Origin of the sequence: Phaeobacter sp. G2 (genome assembly GCA_025163595.1) — a bacterium.
In the GTDB taxonomy this organism is placed as follows: domain Bacteria; phylum Pseudomonadota; class Alphaproteobacteria; order Rhodobacterales; family Rhodobacteraceae; genus Pseudophaeobacter.
Genome location: CP104100.1, coordinates 3,152,992 through 3,175,905 on the forward strand (window position 1 = coordinate 3,152,992; position 22,914 = coordinate 3,175,905).

Genomic DNA, 22,914 nt, shown 5'->3' on the forward strand with positions numbered 1-22,914 from the left:
ATCAAGGTCGCAGGATCAGGCTCGTCTCAATCAAATTCGGGCAGAGCAATGTTAAGTCGCGATGAAATAATCAAGGCCATGCAATACGAGCGTTTCCACATCAGCAACCCGCTCAACACCACGGGCAGCGCCCCGATCAAGATAACCTACCAATATGCTGGCGGAAGCGAACCTGGAGACCTGCCTACGCAAGCATACTATGACGGATGGCGCCGCATGGAGAACGCAGAAAAAGCCAGCTTTGAGGCGGCATTGGAGCATATTGAAAGCTACCTCAACGTCGATTTTGTTCAGACCAAACGTACCAGTGACCCGGATTTGAACGTGGCAGCCGTCAGCCTACCCGGCGCCACCATTGGCAGCGGTGGCTACAGCATTCGTTACCAAGACAAGAACATAACCCAATGGGATGGATTTGTTGCCTATGACGCAACACTGAACCTCTCCTCTGAGCGCTATACAGACCTGCTGCTGCATGAGCTGGGACATGCCATGGGTCTGCGCCATACATTTGAAGCCGATACTCCCCTGCCGACCCAATATGAAAGCAACCTATTTTCTTTGATGTCCTACCGGGCCAACCCCTTCAACGGCGCGCATAGTGATGCGCTTATGCTGTTTGATGTGCTGGCCCTGCAAAACATCTGGGGCGCTGCAGTCAACAATGAAGAAAACAGCCGCTACACTGGCTGCAGGACCAATACCGTGGACAGCATCTGGGACAGTGGCGGCATCGACGCCCTGGATGCAACGGGTCGCACACACCCGGTGACCCTGGACCTGCGACAAGGGGCTTTCTCTTCCTTTGATACGGAGCATGACCTGATTATAACCTTCAGCACCGAGATCGAAAACGCCTATGGAGCCAAGGGCAATGACCGGGTTATCGGCAATGGTTTGGACAACCTGCTGCGCGGCCATGGCGGCAGGGATCTTTTGGCGGGCAAAGGCGGCGACGACCGGATGAAAGGCGGGGCTGGCGGTGACACCCTGTGGGGCGATCAAGGGGATGATGTGATGCTTGGCGGCCGTGGCGGCGACCGGATGCGCGGTGGAAGTGGCGATGACTTTCTCAGTGGCAACCGCGGCCAAGACAGACTGGATGGTCAGGCCGGTGATGATTTTCTGATCGGCGGACGCGGCAAAGATGTCTTCATCTTCAAGAACAATGGCGGCTCGGATACCGTCGGCGACTTCAAACCCGGCAAAGATCTTCTGAATATTATCGGCCATGGCACCAGCGCGGATCTGCTGGATCAGGCCCGCGACACAGACGAGGGGCTCTTGTTTGAATTTGGCGCCGGTGACAGCCTGCTGCTACAGGATGTCACATTGGACAGCCTGGGCGATGACTTTCTCGTTTGAGACGATCTTAGAATAGACAATCCCAAAAAGCTAATCTAAGCCCAAGATATGCAAAATTCCCCAAGCTCCCCAAAGCGCGTACTGAGCAAACCGCATATTGCAACATTGATCCTGCTGGCCGGTCTCTCCGCGCTGGGGATGAACCTGCACCTTGCCGCTCTGCCCAGCATGTCCAGCCATTTCGAGGTTGACTACCGAGTGATGCAGCTGTCGGTTTCGCTGTACCTCGCTGGCAACGCAGTTGTGCAGATATTTGTGGGGCCCATTTCGGACCAGATGGGACGCCGCCCGGTGCTCCTGGCCAGCATGGCTTTGTTTCTGGTGGCGACGGTGGGCTGTATCTTTGCCACCAACGTGGAGGTGTTCTTCTTTTTCCGGGTGGCGCAGACTGTCGTCGCCGCCACCATGGTGCTAAGCCGCGCCGCGGTGCGGGATATGTATGATACCAATGACGCAGCCAGCATGATCGGCTATGTCACCATGGGAATGGCCATTGTCCCGATGATTGGCCCCGCCATCGGCGGCTTTCTGGACCAATGGATGGGCTGGACTGCTGTGTTCTGGGCGCTCTTTTTGATGGGTGCCCTGACCCTAGCGATTACCTATTTTGATTTTGGGGAAACCGCACACAAAAGCGGCAAAACGCTGGGTGCACAGTTCGCCGAATACCCTGAACTGCTCTGCTCTCCCCGCTTCTGGGGCTACTCTCTGGCCTCAGGCCTCGCCTCTGGCTCATTCTTTGCCTATCTCGGCGGCGCACCTTTTTTGGGGACCGAAATTTATGGCCTCAGCAGTGCGGAAATTGGCATCTACCTCTCTGCACCGGCTGTTGGTTACTTCGTTGGCAACTTTCTCTCGGGTCGGTTTTCTGGTCGGGTCGGGATCAACCGAATGGTGCTGTGGGGCTGTATCATCAATGGGGTTGGCGTGCTCGTTTCGCTCATTATCGCCCTGGCAGGTGCTGATACCTTCCTCACCTTCTTTGGCTTTATGTGCTTTGTCGGCCTGGGCAATGGAATGGCCATTCCCAATGGCACCACTGGCGCGATTTCCGTCCGCCCGCATCTGGCGGGCACCGCCTCCGGCCTGAGCGGCGCCATTATGATTGGTGCCGGCGCTGCGCTGAGCGCCTATGCCGGCTTTCTGTTGAAACCCGATTCTACGGCTGTGCCTCTCTTGCTGTTGATGTTTGCCACCGCCATCGCCGGGCTGGTGGCGATCCTGCTGGTAATCCTGCGTGAAAAGCAATTGAACAGCTAGACTCAGGATCCATTCATCCGGAGCCTAACTTGCCGCGTCTGTAACTTTGCAATTATACTTCCCCTGGATAGCAGGTTTGCAAAGGTATCTCCAATGGCGACACAGAAACTCTATGCAGGGGCAAAACTGCGCGAAATGCGGACCCGGCTTGAGCTGACACAAAAAGGATTTGCAGCCAAGCTCGGCGTGTCATTGCCCTACCTCAACCAGATGGAAAACAACAACCGGCCGGTATCGACCACCGTCGTTCTGGCGCTGGCGCAGGAGTTTGGCCTGGATGTGACAGAACTGTCGACAGGCGACAGTGAGCGGCTGGTGAGTGACATGCGCGAAGCCATTGCTGATCCGGTCTTTGCCGATGAGCCCCCGCCCCTGGCCGATCTGCGGCTCACCGCCTCCAATGCCCCTGCACTGGCCCGCGCCTTTCTCAGCCTGCATCGCGCCTATCGCCAAACCCATGAACGGCTTGCCTCGCTGGATGAGGCCCTGGGGCGCGAGGATTCCCGCATTCAGGCCAGCCCCTGGGAAGAAGTGCGCGACTTTTTCCATTATTGCGACAACTACATTGATGCCATGGACCGGGCCGCCGAACGCTTTGCCGGGTCCGCAGATGTGCGGCTTGCTGCCACAACTGCGCTGGAAAACGCCGGCATCACCATTTCCATCACCGATATGGACGGGCTGCGCGGCTATGATCCGAGCACCCGTACGCTGCGGCTCTCTAACCGCTCCAGCCCGCCGACGCAGGTGTTTCAGCTGCTGTTGCAGGTGGCGTTGCTTAGTCAGGAAAGCCTGCTGGAGGCGACATTGGATTTTGCCCGCTTCCAAAGCGATGAGGCCCGAGCCATCGCCAAAATTGGCCTCGCCAACTATTTCGCCGGGGCCGCGCTGATGCCCTATGGTCGCTTTCTTGCTGCCGCCCAAGAAGACCGTCACGACCTGGAACGCCTCGCCACCCGGTTTGGTGCCTCAATCGAACAGGTGGCGCATCGCCTTTCAACGCTGCAACGTCCCGGCGCCAAGGGTATTCCGTTTTTCTTCGTCCGCGTGGATCAGGCAGGCACCATCACCAAACGCCACTCTGCCACACGGCTGCAATTTGCCCGTTTTGGCGGTGCTTGCCCTCTGTGGAACGTGCACCGCGCCTTTGAAACGCCCGGGCGTTTCCTGCGGCAATTGGCCGAAACCCCGGACGGGGTGCGCTATATCTCGCTGGCGCGGGATGTGTCCAAATCAGGCGGCTCCTTTGGCTCGCCCGTGCGGCGCTACGCCATCTCTCTGGGCTGCGAAGTGCGTCATGCTCAGGCCCTGGTCTATGCTGACAATCTGGAAATGAGCCATGCCTCCGCCTATGAGCCCATCGGCATTTCTTGCCGCATCTGTGAGCGTAAAACCTGCCATCAGCGCTCGGTTCCGCCATTGGAACGCCGCCTCAGCATCAACAATGATCAGCGCGGTATTCTGCCCTACGAAGTAAGCTGAAGACCAGCGCCCCCAGAGCTGAACAACAAAATGGGGGGCGTCAAACGCCCCCTGATACTCGTGACTGAACATATCACTGCGCTGTCTCAATCTGTTTCAGATCTTCGCAGCCCTGGCAGACATCAGGCCTTGGCCAGGATGTTCCAGATCTCGTCTTTCAATGCGCCGCGCTTTTTGCGCAGCTCCACCTCGGCCAGCTCTTCCAGTGGCTCGACGTTGGTTTCGGCGCGGTGTACCGCGCGGTTGACCTCATGGTACTCATCCGCAAGCTTGGAAAAATGCGCATCGTTTTGTTTCAACTGGCTCATGGCTTCCACTTTGTCGGGGAATTCTTCTGCCAGTTCATGGGGGGTATTGGACATCTGTTCGCTCCTTATATTTGGGTCAAGAACAGGCTATTGCCCCCAGCCCTCCGTCACATTGACGCGGATCAAACAAACATCTGAAAACACAAATATGGCGGCGTTTTTTTCTACCCCAAATCCCGCATACAACCGGCCCAGCCGCCGACGAAAAAAGCCGCCGTTCCCAAACAACAGGAACGACGGCTTGCCGCCTTTGTGGACTGCAAAACAGCCCTAACGCTGGCTCTCCTGCCAGTTTTTATTGAACCAGGGTTCGGCATTAGAGGCGGGCAACCGCCGTCCCAGAATATGGTCTGCCGCCTTCTCCCCGGTCATGATAGAGGGGCCGTTCAGGTTGCCATTGGTAATGCGTGGAAAAATGGAACTGTCGGCAACGCGCAGCCCTTCGACGCCAATCACCCGACATTCAGGATCAACCACTGCCATCGGATCCTCCAGCGCGCCCATTTTGCAGGTGCCACAGGGATGATAGGCGCTTTCCGCATGTTCACGGATAAAGCCGTCAATCTCCGCATCGCTTTGCAAAGCGTCACCAGGCTGGATTTCGTGCTTCACAAAGGGCGTCATGGCCTCCTGTGCAAAGACCTCTCGCGTCAAGCGCACACATTTGCGGAAATCGATCCAGTCCTGTTCCGTCGACATATAGTTAAAGAAAATCTTTGGCGCCTCTTTGGGGTCGGCGCTGGCGAGGGTAATCTCGCCGCGCGATTCTGAACGCATCGGCCCCACATGGGCCTGAAACCCGTGCCCTTCAGCCGCAGCCTGACCGTCATAGCGCACCGCAATGGGCAGGAAATGGTATTGGATATCTGGATAATCGACCCCTTTGTCGGACCGGATGAAGGCCGCGCTTTCAAACTGGTTCGAGGCCCCCAGCCCGGTCTTGCTAAAGAACCACTGGGCCCCAACCCAGGCCTTGCCCAAAAGGTTCCAGTATTTGAACAGGGTGATGGGCTGTTTGCAGGCATATTGGAAATAGAATTCCAGGTGATCCTGCAGGTTTTTCCCAACGCCGGGGCGGTCTGCAACCACCTCGATGCCATGCTCCGCCAGCTGTTCCGCCGGGCCAATGCCCGACAGCATCAACAGTTTCGGCGAATTGATTGAACTGGCGGCCAGAATGACCTCGATCTCGGCCTCAATGACCTCAACCTTGCCGCCGCGCTCAATCTCGACCCCGGTGGCGCGACCTTCGGTGATCACCACCTTGCGGGCAAACCCCCGGATCATCTCGCAATTGTCCCGCTTGAGCGCAGGCCGCAGATAGGCATTGGCGGCTGACCATCGCTGGCCTTTGTAGACGGTCATCTCCATCGGGCCAAAGCCCTCTTGCTGCTCACCGTTGTAATCTTCGGTCACCGGGTAGCCCGCCTGCGCGCCGGCCGAGACAAAGGCATCATGCAGCGGATTGTCGCGGGGGCCACGGGTCACATGCAGCGGGCCATCCGTGCCGCGCCAGTCGGCATCGCCGCCCTGCCCGCGACTGTCCCAGGTTTCCATCCGTTTGAAATAGGGCAGCACATCCGCATAGGACCACCCCTGGGCGCCGCTTTCGGCCCAGTGGTTGTAATCGCCCGCGTGGCCGCGCACATAGACCATGCCGTTGATGGAAGAAGAGCCGCCTACCACCTTGCCGCGCGGTGTCACCAACTCACGATTGTCCAAATGTGGCTCGGGCTGGGATTTGTAGCCCCAGTCGTAGAGCGACATATTCATCGGATAAGACAGCGCACCCGGCATCTGGATCAGCGGCCCGACATCCGTGCCACCATGTTCGATAACCAGAACGGATTTCCCCGCCTCAGACAGACGATAGGCCATGGCGCAGCCCGCCGAGCCCGCCCCAACAATCACATAATCCGCTTTCATCACTTCTCTCCGTCGCGCATTTGGGGCTGGTCAAGGCAGCCGTCAGGCCCCGCGCGCCGGCGCGGGCTCGTCCTTGAGGCAGCCCAAAATCGCCTCTTCATTGGCTTGAGATCTGCTGAGGCAGGCATCGCGGCCTCAGCAGCCCCCTTGTCTTTGCCCATTCGGGCAACGGGGCGGGTGGGTGGGCGTTGCCTGAATGGGCAATCAGAACGCCGCCTCGACATCGCCCATACGCACGTAAACCGATTTCACCTGGCTAAAATGCTTGATCGCCTCTTTGGAGTTCTCACGCCCCACACCGGATGCCTTGACCCCACCAAAAGGCGCTTCAACAGGTGCGTCGTTGTAGGAGTTGATAAAGCAGCTGCCGGCCTCCAGATTGCCAATCACCCGGTGTGCGCGGGTGAAATCCTTGGTGAACACCCCGGCGGACAGGCCGAACTCGGTGTCATTGGCGCGGGCCACCACCTCTTCTTCGCTGTCAAAATCCAGTACTGACATGACCGGGCCAAAAATCTCTTCGCGGGCAATTGTCATATCATCGGTGACATCGGCAAACACGGTGGGCTGCAGGTACCAGCCCGGCATGTCGCAGCGTCCGCCGCCACAGAGCAGCCGCGCCCCCTCGGCTTTGCCCTTTTCAATGTAGCCCAGAACGATATTCATCTGGTGTTCATTGACCATGGGACCAAAACTGGTCGCCTCATCCATGGGATCGCCAATAACCGCATTGCCGGTCCGTTCCGCCAAACGCGCCAGGAATTTCTCCTTGATGCCTTTTTGAACAAACACCCGCGTGCCATTCGAGCAGACCTGCCCGGAGGAGTAGAAATTGCCGTTAATGGCTCCGCCCACGGCATTGTCGATATCCGCGTCATCAAAGACGATCATTGGCGATTTGCCACCCAGCTCCATGGTGACATGTTTCATGTCCGCAGCGGCCGCAGCATAGACCTTCTTACCGGTGGGCACCGATCCGGTCAGCGAAACCTTGTCGACGCGGGGATCTGTCACCAGCGCGGCCCCCACCTCGCCCATGCCCTGAACCACGTTAAAAACCCCGGCTGGCAGCCCGGCCTCATGCAGGATCTCGGCAACCTTCAAGGCACAGAGCGGCGTGGCCTCAGAGGGTTTGAACACCATGCTATTGCCACAGGCCAGCGCAGGCGCGCCCTTCCAGCAGGCAATTTGCGTTGGGTAGTTCCAGGCCCCAATCCCAACACAAAGCCCCAGGGCCTCGCGCATGGTATAGACCCAGTCCTCGCCCAGTGGGATATGCTCTCCGGTCAGGCTGCCAGCCAGGCCGCCAAAATACTCCAATGCGTCGGCACCAGAAGTGGCATCCGCCACCAGAGTCTCCTGCAGCGGCTTACCGGTATCATAGGTTTCCAACACCGAAAGTTCGTGATTGCGCGCGCGGATGATATCAGCAGCCCGGCGCAGGATGCGGCCACGCTCAGTCCCACTCATCTTGGCCCAGGCCTTTTGAGCAGCCTTGCCGCTGGCAAGGGCCTGTTCAACGATGGCCGGGGTTGCGGCGTGTACCGTGGCAATCTGGTCGCCGGTCGCAGCATAAATCACCGGGATTGGCGTTCCGGCTGTGTCTTCGACATAGGCGCCATTGATGAAATGGCTGGCTTTGGGTTGGGCGGGATGAGTCATGATTTTATGCCTCCGGCGGGGATATTTGGGGCCAAATGAACTGGCGGTATTTAAATTTCGGGCTATTCGCCACGGGGAAAGCGTTTGTTGTCCTCAAGCGTGTTGAGATCCATGTGGTTGCGCATGTAGCGCTCGGAGGCTTTTTGCAGTGGCTGGTAATCCCAGGGGTAGTACCCCCCCTGGCGCAGGGCCTCATAGACCACCCAACGACAGGCCTGGCTGGCGCGGACATCGGCGTCAAACCGGGCCAGATCCCAGCGCGCTTCGGACTTGGCCTTGAGCGTCTGAAGGGTGCCTGCATGGGCCGGATCATCTGCCAGATTGTTACGCTCCAGCGGGTCGGCCTCCAGATCAAACAGCTGATCCGGGTCCAGGCTGCAGCGGTTGTATTTCCACTTGCCATAGCGCAGGGACACCAGCGGCGCATAAGAGGCCTCGGCGGCATATTCCATTGCTACCGGAGCGCTGCGCTCCACACCTTTGGCCAGGGGACACAGATCTTCGCCATCGGTCCAGGGGGCGATCTCTTCCATGGGCAGACCGGCCAGCGCCCCCAGGGTCGGGTTCACATCCAGCGTTGACACCGGAGTTTCAACCAGCCCTGCAGGCAGGTCAGGCGAGGAAATCATCAGGGGCACCCGCGCCGAGCCGTCATAAAAGCTCATCTTGAACCAAAGGCCCCGCTCGCCCAGCATATCGCCATGATCCGAGACAAACAGGATGGTGGCTTCTTGCCGGGTGTCTTCCAGCACCTGCAGGATCTCTCCGATCTTGTCATCCAGATAAGAGATATTGGCAAAATAGGCGCGGCGCGCCCGTTTGATATGGTCCTCGGTGATGTCAAAGCTGCGCCAGTCATTGGCGTCAAAGATCCGCTTGGCGTGGTTGTCATGATCCGCGTAGTCCATCGCCGGGGTCTGCGGCAGCAGATACTCGCAATCCTCATAGAGATCCCAGTATTTTTTGCGGGCGACATAGGGATCATGGGGATGGGTAAAGCTGACCGTCAGTGCCCAGGGGCGGTCGTCCAAGCCACGCGACAGCTCATACAGCTTGGCGGTGGCATTATAGGCGACCTCATCATCGTATTCCATCTGGTTCGAGGTCTCGGCAACCCCGGCCCCGGTGACCGAGCCCATGTTGTGATACCACCACTCGATACGCTCACCAGGTTTGCGATAATCCGGCGTCCAGCCAAAATCGGCGGGGTAGATATCGGTGGTCAGACGGTCCTCGAACCCATGCAGCTGGTCGGGGCCGACAAAATGCATCTTGCCCGACAGGCAGGTGTAATAGCCGGCGCGGCGCAAATGATGGGCATAGGTGGGAATATCAGAGCGGAACTCAGCCGCATTATCATAAACGCCAGTGCGCGAGGGCAGCTGCCCCGACATAAACGAAGCACGCCCCGGCGCACAAAGCGGCGACGCGGTATAGGCATTGGCAAAGCGGGTTGAGCGCGCCGCCAGCTTTTTCAGGTTTGGCGCATGCAGCCAGTCCGCGGGCCCATCCGGAAACAGTGTCCCGTTCAACTGATCAACCATAAGAACCAGAATATTTGGCTTTGTCATCTGCATTACGTCCTATGTTTTCAGGGGCTTCACCCCATTTTGTTCCGTTCGTCTTAGCCCCACACCGGAGCGATACTTTGTTTACGTCACTTTCTGACGCGCGGCCTCCCTGTCGACGGTGCAAAGGCGGCAAGTCAAAGCCTGTCAATGGAGCGAGGCTCCCATGATGGTTGTTGCGCCCGTGGACCTGGACGCGTGGAGTTGGCCCTGTGGAGTTGGCCCTGTGCACATCGAAAGGCCTTCTAGCATGAAAACCTACCCCTCCAAACATATTTTTGAATGGTCATTCAAGTTTAGTTTGAGACATCAACAGTTGAAACCTGCCTCCAAGTGGCGCAAAACTTCGTCATGGGAAGAAAACGCATTAGAGACATTCGCAACGAAGAGCTGATCGCAGCCACCATTGTCGCCGTTCACAAACGCGGCTACTCTGTTGTTACAATGGCAGAAATCGCGCGAGAGGCTGGTGCCTCTGCGGCATCGATCAACTATTACTTCGGATCAAAGGAAGGCCTGATGGAGGCCACTATGCGGCATTTGCTGCGTAAATTGCGCACCGCGATGATTGCTGGCTACAGCGCAGCCAGAACGCCGGAAGAGCGGCTTTATGCGGTAATGGATGCCAATTTCTCGGATGCGCTTTTTACTGTGCCGCAGTGCAGTCTCTGGATGCAGTTCTGGGCCAACGCCCCCTATTCACCCCGCCTTGCGCGGCTGCATCGAATCAATCGCACCCGTGTCCGCAGCCATGTGCGGGCTGAGCTGGCCAATCTGTTGCCCGCTGAGCAAATCGAAACAGCGCGCAGCGCCCTGCAGTGCTATATGGATGGCGTCTGGCTACAAGCTGCGCAATCAGAAAGCAGTGTCGACGCCAAAGCTGCCCGCCTGGCAGCGCACCGGGTGGTGGATCTGTCCCTCTCCTAGTCCCATTCAGCCAAGGCCTGCGCACTCGACAGTGTTCTGGTGCCATCACGAGACTACCAGTTTGGCGGGGTCAGGGCGATGAATGCTTGAAATACCGATGCTCTGTGCGCCTGGGCAAGTAGATCAACTCCAGAACCGTCTCGGACACCTTTTTGATCTCGTAGCATAACCCGGTGCCACCCTGGCTATCCCACGCATAAAGGTAGGGGCCAAAACCGTCAAATTCATTGCAAAACGGCATCACCGACAGATATTCCAAAGAGGTCAGCGCACCGCCGTAGTTGCTCTGCCTCTCATTGCCGATAATTGTAAATTGATCCTTGCTATCGGTCTCGGAAAACCAGTTCCCCTGCAACTGCTTAAGCACCCTGTCCTCTTCGTTTGGCGCCCGCACCTTTACCGATCGCAAGGCAATCTCTACCGAATGGTCAAAGAGCCCGACCCAGTCTCCTTCGATCTGCACCGGCGTTGCTTTGGCCATCCCCCGTAAGGTCGCAAAAACCTCTGGCGGTGTCCTGTTGTCTTCGACCACGGTGAAAACCCGCCCAGAGCCGATAAACCTGCAAAACTGGAATCTGCCCCGAAACATAACGCTGCAATCCAGAAACACGACCTCCCCGGAAAACGGGGCCCCCCAGGTTCCCGGCTCGGGACTGGAGCGCACCTCCAAAGGGGTGGAATGCGTGCTCAAGTTCTGGCGAAAATTCTTGTTGCCAAGGCCAGTATCTATTTTTGCAAAATAGGTTTTGTCATGGCCACGCGCCTCACAATCATTGTCCCCGCCGATGGTGAAAAGCTCTGGCTGGGTACAAAAGGAAAGCATGTCGTGGTGGAATGTCCGCTCCGGGTTTCTGGCGTGATAATAGTAGAAGCGATACTGCAAATCGCCATGGATCGGCGTCACGCAGTCCGAGGCGTCCACTGTCCACCAGCCTTCTGAGACCCAGTGCCCGTCTTGTTTGAACCCCACCGCCACTTCGTGGGGCAGGTCAGTGTCATTGCAGATCATCAGCTCAGCCCGGGCTGGGCTGATCAACCCGCTGAACAGACAGATAAGCGCACTTAGAATTATTTTTTTCTGCAAAATTATGGGTAAAGCTCCCCACGTATTACACAGGCATCCCTGTCAGTTCCAAACTCTAGCACCGTCTTGAGCCCTACACCTTTGTTGCAGCATCAGGAGGCGTAATCGCCCGCCTTTTTAGCATTGCCTCGCGCCAGGTGATAAAGCTGATGGCAGCCAGGATAAGCCCACCACCAAAAACGACCCAGATGTCCACTGGCTCGGAAAACACCAAGGCTCCCAGTAACGTCGCCCAGATCAGTTGAAGAAAGGTAACCGGCTGTGTCACCGTCACCGGGGCTGCCGCAAAGGCAAGCGTCATGGTGAAATGACCCGCAGTGGCAAAACAGGCCACAGCAAAGAGAATGGCAAGTTCTCCCAGGCTCGGAGTGACCCAAACCACCGCCGCAAAGGGGGCCAGCCCCAGCGTCACCCAGATCGACAGCATGGCCACCACCATCACCGGGTTGGTGTCGTCGACAGTAAACTTGGCCAGCAGGTATGAGGCGCCAAAGGCCAGGGCTGTAAACATCATGGCAATATGTCCCGGAGAGATCTCTCGGAACCCGGGACGCAGTATGATCACTGCGCCGATCAGGGCTGCAACAACCGCTGCGATGCGTCGCGCTGCCAGTTTTTCACCCAAAAATACGGCCGCCCCCAGGGTCACATAGATCGGCGACAGGTAGTTCATTGCCGTCACCTCGGCCAAGGGGATCTGGGTCATGGCAAAAAACCACAACATAACGCCGCCGGAATGCACCACGCCTCGGCCGACAAACAGGAGCCAGAGTTTTGGCGTTAGCGTTGTCTTGCGCAGACTTCCAATCAATGGGATCAGAAACACCAATCCCAGCAGATAGCGCAAAAAAGCAGATTCAGCCGGGGGGATACGGTCGCCAAGGTATTTCACCAGAGCCGTCACCGCCACAAAGCATAGACCCGTTACAAACATCCAGAAAACACCAACCATTGGATGTTTACTGCTATCGGGTTCTTCAACGTGCCTAGTCATTTTCAATCTGCCTGTTCATGGCGCCGACAGAACACACATTCGGCACGCCATACAACCCTTCACAAGTAAATCACCTCAAATGAGATTGCTTCACCGTCCCCCTGCGCAAGCCGCCACCTGTTCACATCAATAGCAGCTTTAGCGAAATGGCCCACATGGTCAGGCCAACAATGACATCCAGAACCTGCCAGGCGCCAGGACGGGCAAAAACCGGCGCCAACAGGCTGGCGCCATAGCCCAAAGAAAAGAAAAACGTAAAACTGGCCAGCATGGCGCCAAGACCAAAAACCAGCGGGTCGGCATATTGTGCGGAAATAGACCCCAGTAAAACAACCGTATCCAGGTAGACATGTGGGTTCAGCCAGGTCAGGGCCAGAACCGTTGTCAGCACGGGTAAAAGCGGCCTTTTGCCAGCGTCCTGCCCAGCGTCAAGCATCTCACCGCCGCGCCAAGCGGCCAACAGGCTGCGGGCGCCATACCAGGCCAGGAACGCCGCGCCACCAAACCGCATCACCGGTTCGAACCAGGGAAAGGCCACAGCCAGGGATCCAAAGCCCAGGACACCAGAGGCAATCAACAAGGCATCAGATCCGGCACAGGCCAGGCATACCCAGAACACATGCTGACGCCGCAACCCCTGGCGCAACACAAAGGCATTTTGTGCGCCAATCGCTAGGATCAGGCTAAAGCCAAGACCAAAGCCGGCAAACAGGCTGGGCGGGAGAGACGTCAGTAGCGGCATAAACTGGGTACTTTCGGTTGTGCGGTGTCTGGTATCGCTGGCGGCCTCAGCCCCCGATCCTGACTTTGACTACCCTGCACCAATGACGTAGTAAAATTAATTACACTCACCCAAAGTAAGACATTCTAATGCAATTTGACCCCAACCACCTTTCGGCGCTGGCCGCCGTCCTGCGCCTGGGCAGCTTTGAGGCCGCAGCCCATAATCTGTCTGTCACCCCCTCGGCGGTGTCACAGCGGATCAAGGCTCTGGAAGAGCGGGTGGGTACGGCCCTGGTCAAACGCGGGCTGCCCTGCACCGGCACAGAAGCCGGGCTGCGGCTGGCAAAACACGCCGAAGATGTCGCGATACTGGAGGGTCAGGTGTCCAACGCCCTGGCGCTGGACCAAAACAGCCCACAGACGCCGCCGCATCTGCGCATTGCCGTCAATGCCGACAGCCTGGCGACCTGGTTCATCTCTGCCATGGCGGCCACGCCGGGGCTGCTGTTTGATCTGGTCATTGATGATCAGGACCACAGCACCGATTGGCTGAAACGCGGCGAGGTCTCCGCCGCCGTCACCAGCCACAGCGCCCCGGTCACCGGCTGCAATGCCCAGCCCCTGGGCGCGATGCCCTATGAGGCCAGTGCCAGCCCGACCTTCATGCAAAAATGGTTTGGTCAGGGCATCACCCCGGAAACGCTCGCCCAGGCGCCGCAGCTGATTTATAATGCAAAGGATGCCCTGCAACAGCGCTGGGTCCAGCAGCAGTTTGGGCGCCAGATCACCGCCCCCTGCCATTTCATCCCCTCAACACAGGGGTTTGCCGACGGGGCGCAGGCAGGCCTGGGGTGGGGCATGAACCCGGTTCAACTGATTGAGCCAGCGCTGAATTCCGGCGCCCTGGTGCCTTTGCTGCCCAACAGCGCACTAAAAATTGACCTCACATGGCAAGTGAGCCGTGTTATGGCCTCAGCGCTGGCGCCTTTGACACGGGCAGTGTTAGGCTCGGCCAAACAACATCTGATCCAGCCCCCCCGCAGGGGGGAGTAGATCGCCCTCCGTCCCCGCTCTGGAGCACCCAACATGTTCGCAAAATCTGCCCTCAGTTACGCGCCGGTGCCGCTGCCAGATCGTGCGGACTACTCTGATGCGGAGATGCAAACCAAAGCAGCAGAGTACCTCGCGCATATGCAGCGGCGCCACACAGTGCGCGATTTCACCACGCGGCCGGTTGCCCGCACGGTGATTGAGCAATGTATCAAAACCGCCGGTACGGCGCCTTCGGGGGCCAATCATCAACCCTGGCATTTTGTCGCCATTGCTAACCCCGCGTTGAAACAACAGATCCGCCAGGAGGCCGAGGCAGAAGAGCGCCGGTTTTACGCCGGTGGCGCCGGGGACGAATGGATCAAGGCACTGGAGCCCATTGGCACCACTGCCGAAAAGCCGCATCTGACCATAGCGCCCTGGCTGATCGTCGTCTTTGCCCAGCGGTGGGGAGAGTTTGACGACGGCACCCGCTACAAAAACTACTACGTTCCCGAAAGCGTCAATATCGCCACCGGGTTTTTGTTGGCTGCGCTGCATACTGTCGGGCTGTGCAGTCTGACCCATACCCCCAACCCGATGAAGTTTCTCAATGCCGCACTTGGGCGTCCTGCCTCGGAAAAGCCCACGATGATCATCGCCGTAGGACATCCCAGCCCAGACGCCAAGGTGCCCAGCGTTGCCAAGGTGAAAAAGCCCCTGCAAGACATTTCGACGGTTTTTGAATGAGACGCCTCATCCGTCCAGGCTTTGGTTGGCTAGATGAGTGCTGAGCCGCGCAGCCTAGGCGCAAGCCTCCTGTGGCATATCCTGCTGCCACGCGGGCTGGCGCTGCTGCTGTGGTGGGGGGGCAATCACCTGATCCAAATGCCGCCCAGCCTGGTCTGGGGGCTGATCGCTGCGGATTTTCTCTGCCTGCTCTGGGTAAGCCGTGCCTATCTGCGGGTCGCCGACGCCCATATGCTCAGCTCTGGGGCCATGGCGCCGATCTGGGGCGGCTATCTGCTGTTGCTGCTCTCGGTGCTCGCCTCACTGTCCCTATGGTGGCAGGCCCTGCTGATCGCCAACCGCCCGCCCGAAGGACTCAGCTATTCTGAACAGCGTGCCCAGGACCATGCGGATCGCTACAGTCTGACCCTGTCACAGGATGGCCGCGCGTTGATTTTTTCCGGCGAGGTAACCTTTGGACTGACCAAGACCATCAAGGCGCAGCTGCTGCTGCACCCCGGGGTTCAGCAGCTGCAGCTTACCAGTCCAGGCGGCCACATCTATGAGGCCCGTGGGGTGGCCCAGCTGATCCGGGCGCAAGAAATTTCCACCCTGGCACCCGGGCTCTGTGCCTCGGCCTGTACCCTGATATTTGCTGCTGGAACCACGCGTCAATTGGGCCCCAAGGGACAGCTGGGATTTCATGGCTACTCGCTTGAAATATTTGGCGGCTTGCCGCAGATCGACCTGATGGCGGAGCAGCGCAAGGACGGGGATTTCCTTGTTGGCCAGGGTGTCACCCCTGGTTTTATCCAGCAGATCTACGCCATTGCCCCAACAGAGCTTTGGCGGCCCAGCCCGGAGCTGCTATGGGCTGGCGGCATGTTGCGCAGTGCGCCTTAGACCATTCAATCCCCCACCCACTCCCTCCCCCACAAAGAGGTCACCCACAAACAGAAAGCCCCCGAAGGATCGGAGGCTTTCGTGAGTATCCAGGGTTTGGACAGCCAATAAGGCAGAGCAGATCAGAGCTGCTCCATCACCTCGTCAGAGGCTTCAAAATTGGTGGTGACGCGCTGCACATCATCGTCGTCTTCCAGCGCATCCACCAGCTTCATCAGCTTTTGCATGCCTTCAAGGTCCAGCTCGGTGGTGGTGGTCGGTTTCCACACCAGCTTGGTGCTCTCAGATTCGCCCAGCTCTTTTTCCAGCGCATTGGACACATCGTTGAGCTCGCTGTCTTCGCAATAGATCGTGTGGCCATCCTCAGTGGATTCCACGTCTTCGGCGCCCGCCTCGATCGCGGCCATCATCACCGTGTCGGCATCGCCAACCTCCGCCTTGTAGGTCACTTCGCCCTTGCGATCGAACATAAAGCCAACCGACCCCGTCTCGCCCAGGTTGCCGCCATTCTTGGAGAAGGTCGAGCGCACAGTGGAGGCGGTGCGGTTTTTGTTGTCAGTCATGGTTTCGACGATGACGGCGACACCGCTGGGGCCATAGCCCTCATAGCGGATCTCATCATAGTTTTCAGCGTCGCCGCCAATCGCCTTTTTGATCGCACGTTCGATCACATCCTTGGGCACCGACTGGCTTTTGGCCTCTTTGACAGCCAGACGCAGACGGGGGTTCTTATCGACATCAGGGTCGCCCATCTTGGCGGCCACGGTGATCTCCTTGGCCAGTTTGGAAAACAGTTTCGACCGCACAGCGTCCTGACGGCCCTTGCGATGCTGGATGTTTGCCCATTTTGAATGGCCTGCCATGGTAGATCCTTTGTGTCGTGCATGCTTGAATTGGCGCTCATATAGCCTGTGGCAGGGGCAGCTTTCAAGCACTGCTGACAGGCAAGCAGAATCCGGGGCAATATCCGGCAACAACGCCAGTGTCGCCTTGCCCCTGTTGCGCCAATGGCTAGAGTGGCGCCATGACATTTGAACAGACCGCATTGTTTGCCATTTTCGCCGCCGTCTTTGGCTTGTTCCTCTGGGGACGCTTTCGCTACGACATCGTCGCCTTCTCAGCGCTGATGATCGCTGTGGTGCTGGGCCTGGTCCCCACCAAGGAGGCCTTTTCCGGCTTTGGCCATCCGGCGACGCTGGTGGTGGCGCTGGTGCTGATCGTCTCGGCCGGGCTGGTGCGCTCGGGGGCGGTCTTTCTGATCACCCGAACCCTGGTGGACAGCTCGCGCACGCTTGGCAGCCATATCGGGCTGATGGGCGGCATCGGTGCGGTGCTTTCGGCCTTTATGAACAATGTCGCGGCGCTGGCGCTGCTGATGCCGGTGGATATACAGACCGCCCGCAAGGCCGGACGCGCACCGGGGTTGAGCCTGATGCCGCTGTCCTTTGCCACCATCCTGGGCGGCATGGCGACGCTGATCGGCACGCCGCCAAATATCATCATCGCGGCGATCCGACAGGAGACCATGGGCGAACCCTTTGGCATGTTTGATTTTGCACCCGTGGGCGGCATTGCAGCCCTTGCCGGGCTTGCCTTTGTCGCCCTGATTGGTTGGCGCCTGATCCCCCAGCGCGAAACTGGCGCGGGCAATACCGAGGCGCAATTGGCTGATTACATGGCAGAACTCACAATACCTGAGGAATCAAAGCTGATCGGCAAACGGCTTGGCATGCTCGACAAAGACGCCGAACAGGCGGATGTCGCCATTCTGGGATTGATCCGCGATGGCAAGCGCCGCTATGGCCGCTCCGCCGGATCGGTCCTGCAGGCTGGCGATACCCTGGTGATCGAAGCCAGACCCGAGGCGCTGGACGAGTTTCGCACCTCGCTGTCGCTGAATTTTTCTGACGCCGCGCGCCAGGAAAAGCTCACCGCCGCCGGTGAAGGGCTGGAAGTCATTGAGGTGGTGGTGCCGGAAACCTCCCGCATCAATGGCCGCTCGGCCCAGGCGCTGGGGCTGGCCTGGCGGCAAAGTGCCGTTCTGCTGGGTCTGTCGCGGCAGGGGCGACGCCTGACCAAACATATTCGTCAGACAGAAATCGAGGCCGGCGATATCCTGCTGCTGCTCTGCCCCCGGGATCGCGGCGCCGATGTGACCGAATGGCTAGGCTGCCTGCCTCTGGCTCAGCGCGGTCTGGCTGTGACCGCCGATGACAAGACCTGGGCGGCAATCGGGATGTTTGCCTTGGCCGTGCTCGCCGCCTCGCTGGGGCTGGTCTACCTGCCGGTCGCACTGGGGCTGGTGGTGGTTGGCTATGTGCTGATCAAGGTGCTGCCGGTTGCGGAAATCTATGATCACGTGGAATGGCCGGTGGTTGTTTTATTGGGGTCGATGATTCCCCTTGGCGCCGCCCTGGATGCTTCCGGCGGCACCGCCTTGATTGCCAATGGGCTGATCGACCTTACCGCCGGCCTGCCCTCCTGGATGGTGCTGACGGTTCTGATGGTGGTCACCATGACCCTGTCCGATGTGTTGAACAATACCGCCACCGCCATTGTTGCTGCCCCCGTTGGCATCCAGATGGCCAATGCAATGGGGGTGTCTCCCGATCCGTTTTTGATGGCGGTCGCCGTGGCCGCCTCTGCGGCCTTTCTCACCCCGATCGGGCATAAGAACAACACCCTGGTTCTGGGGCCCGGTGGCTATCAGTTTGGTGACTACTGGCGCATGGGGCTGCCGCTGGAGATCCTGGTGATCGCCGTTTCGATCCCGTCAATCTTGGTCTTTTGGCCAATGTAGCCCACCCCCGGCCAATGGAGACCGAACCTAACCTGTGAGGCGGCCCGCAGGTGTGATGCTGACCTCACGGCACAGCCCCTAAAGAATTGCCCTGAATCACGGGCTGCGCATAGGCTGAACAAAACCGAAGCGGGAGGGGCAGATGAGCGACAGTATAGATACCCATGCAGATGTGATAATTGTTGGGGCCGGCATTGCTGGGCTTGTGGCCGCCTGCGAACTGGGCGATCGCGGCAAGCGGGTGATCCTGCTGGACCAGGAACCAGCGCAGTTTCTGGGCGGACAGGCCCATTGGAGCCTTGGCGGGCTGTTCATGATCGACACGCCGGAACAGCGGCGCATGGGCATCACCGACAGCCACGACCTGGCCCGGCGGGACTGGATGGGCAGTGCCCAGTTTGACCGCGCCGAGGACGACTGGCCAAAGCAATGGGCCCGCGCCTATCTGGATTTTGCCGCCAGCGAAATGCGCCCCTGGCTGCATGAGATGGGCATGCGCTGGTTTCCCATCGTTGGTTGGGCGGAACGTGGCGGCAGCGGCGCCGAAGGCCATGGCAATTCGGTTCCCCGCTTTCACGTCACCTGGGGCACAGGCCCCGGCGTTGTGGCGCCTTTTGCCACCCGGCTGCAGGCCCATGTTGCTGCCGGGCGTGTGATCTGCCGGTTTCGCCATCAGGTGAGCCATATCATCGTGCAGGCAGGCGAGGTCAAAGGTGTCTCTGGCGAGGTGCTTGCCGCAGATTCCGCCCCACAAGGCGCTAAGACAAACCGCCAGGAAATCGGTGAATTCGAGGTCTACGCGCCCTCGGTCATCGTGGCCTCAGGCGGCATTGGCGGCAATTTGGACCTGGTGCGCAAGAACTGGCCTCGTGACCGGCTGGGCGCGCCGCCAGAAAACATGGTGGCGGGTGTGCCCTTCCATGTGGACGGGCGGATGATCCCCATTGCCGAAGCCGCAGGCGGCCATGTGATCAATGGCGACCGCATGTGGCACTATACCGAAGGCCTGCGCAACTGGGATCCAATCTGGCCCAACCATGGCATTCGCATCCTGCCAGGACCGTCGTCGATGTGGTTCGATGCGCTTGGAAACAGATTGCAGGCACCCTGCCTGCCCGGCTTTGACACCCTGGCAACCCTGAAAGAGATCCTGAAAACCGGCTATGATTACAGCTGGTTTGTGCTGAGCCAAAAGATCATCGAAAAGGAATTTGCCCTGTCAGGATCGGAACAGAACCCCGATCTCACCTCGGGCAAATGGCTGGAGGTGATCCGCGCCCGCCTGATGTCGCGCGGCGGCGCCCCGGCCCCGGTGGAAGCCTTTAAGAAACACGGGCAGGATTTTGTTGTCGCCGATACGCTGGCAGAACTGGTCGAGGGCATGAACCGGATCGCCGAGGTGCCGCTGGAGGAGACCCATCTGCGCCGCCAGATTGAGGCCCGCGACGCCCAGGTAGACAATCCGTTTGCCAAAGATGCCCAGGTGATTGCCATCAATGCCGCCCGCAACTATCGTGGCGACCGGCTGATCCGCACCGCAAAACCGCATCGCATACTGGAGCGCGAGAATGGTCCGTTGATTGCCGTTCGGCTGAACATCCTCACCCGCAAGACCCTGGGCGGGCTACAGACAAATCTGGACAGCCAGATGGTCGGCGCCGACGGGGCGGCGGTGCCAGGGCTGTTTGCAGTCGGCGAAGCAGCAGGGTTTGGCGGTGGGGGCTATCACGGCTACAATGCGCTGGAGGGGACTTTTCTCGGCGGTTGCCTGTTCTCTGGTCGCCAGGCTGGACGATCTGATTTGATTGCCTGAAGCCTGCGAGGAACAAAAACACCGCTACACTTCAACTGTGCAATCGCGCCGTCTGCAGTCTTGTGCCCCTGCGCTGCAAAAGCACGTTGCACCGCCTGTCACAGCGCAGATGGGCGCGCACAAAGCGCTAGGATTACGCCATGCCTGCGGTATGCCATGGCCAAGGTGTGTCCTGGCCCAAGCATGTCATGACCCAGTTATGTCATAGCCTGGGACAGCAGTGCGATCCCGGAGGCAGCAACGAACAAGAAAACCAAAAATCCACGTCTAAAACTCATCAATACGCCCTCGTCAAAAATATCTATCCATCTAATATAGGGCGAAGATTACAAATTTCACTTTTTTCCGCAGATTTCCGGCAACATCCTGCCTCAGCCATCCGCTCTCAAGCTGGGTCTTAGCGGCCTCTCCGGCTCGGCTCACAGGGGCCAGAGGTAGGGGATTAGCGCCGAGGCCAACAGCCCAATACTGAGATTAAGTGGAATGCCAACCCGCAGGAAATCGGTGAATTTATAGCCGCCTGGACCATAGACCAGCATATTTGTCTGATAACCGATGGGCGTGGCAAACGAGGCCGAGGCCGCCACCATCACCGCCACCACCAGTGGGCGCGGGTCAACGCCAATGGCCTGCGCCAACCCAACCGCAATAGGCGTCACCACCACCGCAACAGCATTGTTGGACACCAGCTCGGTCAGTACCGAGGTCAGCAGATAGATCGCCCAGACCAGCACAAAGGGCGGCAAACCTGTCAACGCCGGGGCTATTGCCTCAGCAATCAGGCTGACCGCGCCCGAGCTTTCCAGGGCAGCGCCAATGGCCAGCATGGAAAAGATCAGCGCCAGAAGGCGCCCATCGACAAAAGAAAAGGCTTCATCCGCATCGATACAGCGGGTGACCAACACCAGGGCCACAACCACAATAGACAGCAACAGGATCGGCGCCACCCCAAGTGCCGCCAGCCCGACGATCGATAACAGGCCAACAATCGCCAAAGGCGCGTGGCTGCGCCGGTAGGCCCGCTGGGTCGGCTGCGAGACATCCGCCATATCCATGTCGGCTGCCAATCGTTGAATATCACCCGGAGTGCCTTCCAGCAGCAGCGTGTCACCAACCCGAACCACCAGATCATCCAGCTGGACGCCAATGTTCTGATTGCGTCGGTGCACCGCCAGAACATAGACACCATAGCGCCGCCGCAGACGCATGGCCCCCAGAGAGCGCCCCACCAGACGACAGCCCGGCGTCACCAGCACCTCTACGGTCTTGGTCTCAACCGCCGAAACCTGATCCACCCGCTTCAGTTCCTTATTGGCCTGCAGGCTCAGCAGTTCTGTCATCTGTGTGCGCAGCACCACCCGGTCCCCCACCTGCAGCTCGACACCTTTGAGGCTGCGCCGCAGCGAGACGTCGCCGCGCACCAGGTCAATTAATCGCACGCCGGGGCGTTTGAACAACTGCACCCCAGTGACTTCGCGGCCAATCAGGTTGCTTTCGGGGGGGATAACCGCCTCGGTGAAGAACTTCATTTTCGAGCGATCACTGAGCAACATAGCCATGCTGTCACGATCCGGCAGCAAACGGGGCGAGATATAACGCAGATAGATCATCCCCCAAATCACCAGAACGATACCCAAAGGCGTGACCTCAAAGATAGAGAAAGGCTCCAACCCTTGGGCCCGGGCCACACCGTCAACCAACAGGTTGGTGGAGGTGCCAATCAGGGTCAGCGTACCACCAAGGATGGCGGCATAGCTCAGCGGGATAAGCATTTTTGACGCCGTCACCCCCAGGGTACGGGCAATCTGCACAAAGACCGGGATCATCACCACCACCACAGGGGTGTTCGAAACCACGGCAGAGGCCGCGACCACAAAGACCATCAACAAGGCAATGGCGCGTTTGGGGCTGATTTCCGCCTGTTTGCGGGCCCGGGCGGTAAAGGCATCCAGCGCCCCGGTGCGCACCAAGGCCCCCATGATGATGAACATCGCCGCAATGGTCCAGGGTGCGGGGTTGGACAACACCGCAATGGCGCGGTCATAAGGGAGAACCCCGGTGACCAGCATCAACGACACCCCGGTCATCGCAACCACTTCAGTTGGATAAATCTCGCGCAGGAAGGCGACAAACATCAGCCCAACGATGGCCAGGGACAGCAAAGCGCTGCCGTTCTGGGAAAAACTGATCAGATCCATTTTATCGATTGTCCCCAATTGCCCTGGCTGAGCCCACACATCGGCGCCAAACCCTGCCACCAGCCAGTTTCTCTCATCGCAATTGGCGGAGCAATGGTTTCATGCCGCAACAGCGATGCTGTCTCGGCACAAAAGGAGTTTAT

At 58.8% G+C, this 22,914-nt stretch carries 18 protein-coding genes; 9 read left to right on the forward strand and 9 right to left on the reverse strand.

What is annotated here, in order from left to right:
- Positions 1 to 216 precede the first annotated feature (216 nt).
- From N1037_15040 to N1037_15050, 3 genes are all read left to right on the forward strand, one after another.
- Complete coding sequence (locus N1037_15040) at positions 217 to 1,365, forward strand: M10 family metallopeptidase C-terminal domain-containing protein (protein UWS78577.1); 1,149 nt, start codon at positions 217 to 219, stop codon at positions 1,363 to 1,365.
- A gap of 48 nt (positions 1,366 to 1,413) precedes the next feature.
- The gene (locus N1037_15045; protein ID UWS78578.1) at positions 1,414 to 2,625 is read left to right on the forward strand and encodes a multidrug effflux MFS transporter; all 1,212 of its coding nucleotides are present in this window, start codon (positions 1,414 to 1,416) and stop codon (positions 2,623 to 2,625) included.
- Between the two features lie 93 nt (positions 2,626 to 2,718).
- The gene (locus N1037_15050) at positions 2,719 to 4,107 is read left to right on the forward strand and encodes a short-chain fatty acyl-CoA regulator family protein (GenBank protein ID UWS78579.1); all 1,389 of its coding nucleotides are present in this window, start codon (positions 2,719 to 2,721) and stop codon (positions 4,105 to 4,107) included.
- A gap of 122 nt (positions 4,108 to 4,229) precedes the next feature.
- On the opposite strand, the gene N1037_15055 is transcribed toward N1037_15050, so the two are convergent.
- The 4 genes from N1037_15055 to betC form a co-directional block, all read right to left on the reverse strand.
- Complete coding sequence (locus N1037_15055; GenBank protein UWS78580.1) at positions 4,230 to 4,469, reverse strand: YdcH family protein; 240 nt, start codon at positions 4,467 to 4,469, stop codon at positions 4,230 to 4,232.
- A gap of 216 nt (positions 4,470 to 4,685) precedes the next feature.
- Positions 4,686 to 6,341, reverse strand: coding sequence for a choline dehydrogenase (betA, locus tag N1037_15060; protein UWS78581.1), 1,656 nt, complete (start codon positions 6,339 to 6,341; stop codon positions 4,686 to 4,688).
- A 204-nt stretch (positions 6,342 to 6,545) separates the two neighbouring features.
- The gene (betB, locus tag N1037_15065) at positions 6,546 to 8,003 is read right to left on the reverse strand and encodes a betaine-aldehyde dehydrogenase (GenBank protein ID UWS78582.1); all 1,458 of its coding nucleotides are present in this window, start codon (positions 8,001 to 8,003) and stop codon (positions 6,546 to 6,548) included.
- A 62-nt stretch (positions 8,004 to 8,065) separates the two neighbouring features.
- A complete protein-coding gene (gene betC, locus N1037_15070; protein ID UWS78583.1) occupies positions 8,066 to 9,574 on the reverse strand; it encodes a choline-sulfatase in 1,509 nt (502 codons plus the stop codon).
- Positions 9,575 to 9,922: 348 nt separating this feature from the next.
- Between betC and betI the strand changes: the two genes are divergently transcribed.
- Positions 9,923 to 10,498 (forward strand): transcriptional regulator BetI, encoded by a 576-nt coding sequence (gene betI, locus N1037_15075; GenBank protein ID UWS78584.1) that lies wholly within the window; start codon positions 9,923 to 9,925, stop codon positions 10,496 to 10,498.
- A gap of 70 nt (positions 10,499 to 10,568) precedes the next feature.
- Here betI and N1037_15080 read toward each other — a convergent pair whose 3' ends face one another.
- From N1037_15080 to N1037_15090, 3 genes are all read right to left on the reverse strand, one after another.
- Positions 10,569 to 11,507 carry a DUF1036 domain-containing protein gene (locus N1037_15080; protein ID UWS78585.1) on the reverse strand — a complete coding sequence of 313 codons (939 nt, stop codon included), beginning with the start codon at positions 11,505 to 11,507 and terminating at the stop codon, positions 10,569 to 10,571.
- Positions 11,508 to 11,655: 148 nt separating this feature from the next.
- Positions 11,656 to 12,576, reverse strand: coding sequence for a DMT family transporter (locus N1037_15085; protein ID UWS78586.1), 921 nt, complete (start codon positions 12,574 to 12,576; stop codon positions 11,656 to 11,658).
- A gap of 121 nt (positions 12,577 to 12,697) precedes the next feature.
- Positions 12,698 to 13,318, reverse strand: a complete 621-nt coding sequence (locus N1037_15090) for a LysE/ArgO family amino acid transporter (GenBank protein ID UWS78587.1) — start codon at positions 13,316 to 13,318, stop codon at positions 12,698 to 12,700.
- 128 nt (positions 13,319 to 13,446) lie between these two features.
- Between N1037_15090 and N1037_15095 the strand changes: the two genes are divergently transcribed.
- From N1037_15095 to N1037_15105, 3 genes are read left to right on the forward strand one after another with little or no spacing between them, the layout of a single operon-like run.
- Positions 13,447 to 14,352 (forward strand): LysR family transcriptional regulator ArgP, encoded by a 906-nt coding sequence (locus tag N1037_15095; GenBank protein UWS78588.1) that lies wholly within the window; start codon positions 13,447 to 13,449, stop codon positions 14,350 to 14,352.
- A gap of 33 nt (positions 14,353 to 14,385) precedes the next feature.
- Positions 14,386 to 15,078 (forward strand): nitroreductase family protein, encoded by a 693-nt coding sequence (locus tag N1037_15100; GenBank protein UWS78589.1) that lies wholly within the window; start codon positions 14,386 to 14,388, stop codon positions 15,076 to 15,078.
- Between the two features lie 33 nt (positions 15,079 to 15,111).
- Positions 15,112 to 15,960, forward strand: coding sequence for a hypothetical protein (locus tag N1037_15105; GenBank protein UWS78590.1), 849 nt, complete (start codon positions 15,112 to 15,114; stop codon positions 15,958 to 15,960).
- Between the two features lie 122 nt (positions 15,961 to 16,082).
- On the opposite strand, the gene N1037_15110 is transcribed toward N1037_15105, so the two are convergent.
- Entirely contained in the window at positions 16,083 to 16,823 is a 741-nt protein-coding gene (locus N1037_15110) for a YebC/PmpR family DNA-binding transcriptional regulator (GenBank protein UWS78591.1), read from the reverse strand.
- Positions 16,824 to 16,984: 161 nt separating this feature from the next.
- Between N1037_15110 and N1037_15115 the strand changes: the two genes are divergently transcribed.
- Complete coding sequence (locus N1037_15115; protein ID UWS78592.1) at positions 16,985 to 18,760, forward strand: SLC13 family permease; 1,776 nt, start codon at positions 16,985 to 16,987, stop codon at positions 18,758 to 18,760.
- Between the two features lie 142 nt (positions 18,761 to 18,902).
- Positions 18,903 to 20,573 carry an FAD-binding dehydrogenase gene (locus N1037_15120; GenBank protein ID UWS78593.1) on the forward strand — a complete coding sequence of 557 codons (1,671 nt, stop codon included), beginning with the start codon at positions 18,903 to 18,905 and terminating at the stop codon, positions 20,571 to 20,573.
- A 419-nt stretch (positions 20,574 to 20,992) separates the two neighbouring features.
- Here the strand turns inward: N1037_15120 and N1037_15125 are convergent, their stop codons facing one another.
- Positions 20,993 to 22,771 (reverse strand): SLC13 family permease, encoded by a 1,779-nt coding sequence (locus tag N1037_15125; protein ID UWS78594.1) that lies wholly within the window; start codon positions 22,769 to 22,771, stop codon positions 20,993 to 20,995.
- Between the last annotated feature and the right edge of the window lie 143 nt (positions 22,772 to 22,914).

Coding starts and splice junctions, on each gene's coding strand:
- N1037_15040 (UWS78577.1), top strand. CDS start 217: ATGGAGAACGCAGAAAAAGCCAGCTTTGAGGCGGCATTGGAGCATATT.
- N1037_15045 (UWS78578.1), top strand. CDS start 1,414: ATGCAAAATTCCCCAAGCTCCCCAAAGCGCGTACTGAGCAAACCGCAT.
- N1037_15050 (UWS78579.1), top strand. CDS start 2,719: ATGGCGACACAGAAACTCTATGCAGGGGCAAAACTGCGCGAAATGCGG.
- N1037_15055 (UWS78580.1), bottom strand. CDS start 4,469: ATGTCCAATACCCCCCATGAACTGGCAGAAGAATTCCCCGACAAAGTG.
- betA (UWS78581.1), bottom strand. CDS start 6,341: ATGAAAGCGGATTATGTGATTGTTGGGGCGGGCTCGGCGGGCTGCGCC.
- betB (UWS78582.1), bottom strand. CDS start 8,003: ATGACTCATCCCGCCCAACCCAAAGCCAGCCATTTCATCAATGGCGCC.
- betC (UWS78583.1), bottom strand. CDS start 9,574: ATGACAAAGCCAAATATTCTGGTTCTTATGGTTGATCAGTTGAACGGG.
- betI (UWS78584.1), top strand. CDS start 9,923: ATGGGAAGAAAACGCATTAGAGACATTCGCAACGAAGAGCTGATCGCA.
- N1037_15080 (UWS78585.1), bottom strand. CDS start 11,507: ATGATCTGCAATGACACTGACCTGCCCCACGAAGTGGCGGTGGGGTTC.
- N1037_15085 (UWS78586.1), bottom strand. CDS start 12,576: ATGACTAGGCACGTTGAAGAACCCGATAGCAGTAAACATCCAATGGTT.
- N1037_15090 (UWS78587.1), bottom strand. CDS start 13,318: ATGCCGCTACTGACGTCTCTCCCGCCCAGCCTGTTTGCCGGCTTTGGT.
- N1037_15095 (UWS78588.1), top strand. CDS start 13,447: ATGCAATTTGACCCCAACCACCTTTCGGCGCTGGCCGCCGTCCTGCGC.
- N1037_15100 (UWS78589.1), top strand. CDS start 14,386: ATGTTCGCAAAATCTGCCCTCAGTTACGCGCCGGTGCCGCTGCCAGAT.
- N1037_15105 (UWS78590.1), top strand. CDS start 15,112: ATGAGTGCTGAGCCGCGCAGCCTAGGCGCAAGCCTCCTGTGGCATATC.
- N1037_15110 (UWS78591.1), bottom strand. CDS start 16,823: ATGGCAGGCCATTCAAAATGGGCAAACATCCAGCATCGCAAGGGCCGT.
- N1037_15115 (UWS78592.1), top strand. CDS start 16,985: ATGACATTTGAACAGACCGCATTGTTTGCCATTTTCGCCGCCGTCTTT.
- N1037_15120 (UWS78593.1), top strand. CDS start 18,903: ATGAGCGACAGTATAGATACCCATGCAGATGTGATAATTGTTGGGGCC.
- N1037_15125 (UWS78594.1), bottom strand. CDS start 22,771: ATGGATCTGATCAGTTTTTCCCAGAACGGCAGCGCTTTGCTGTCCCTG.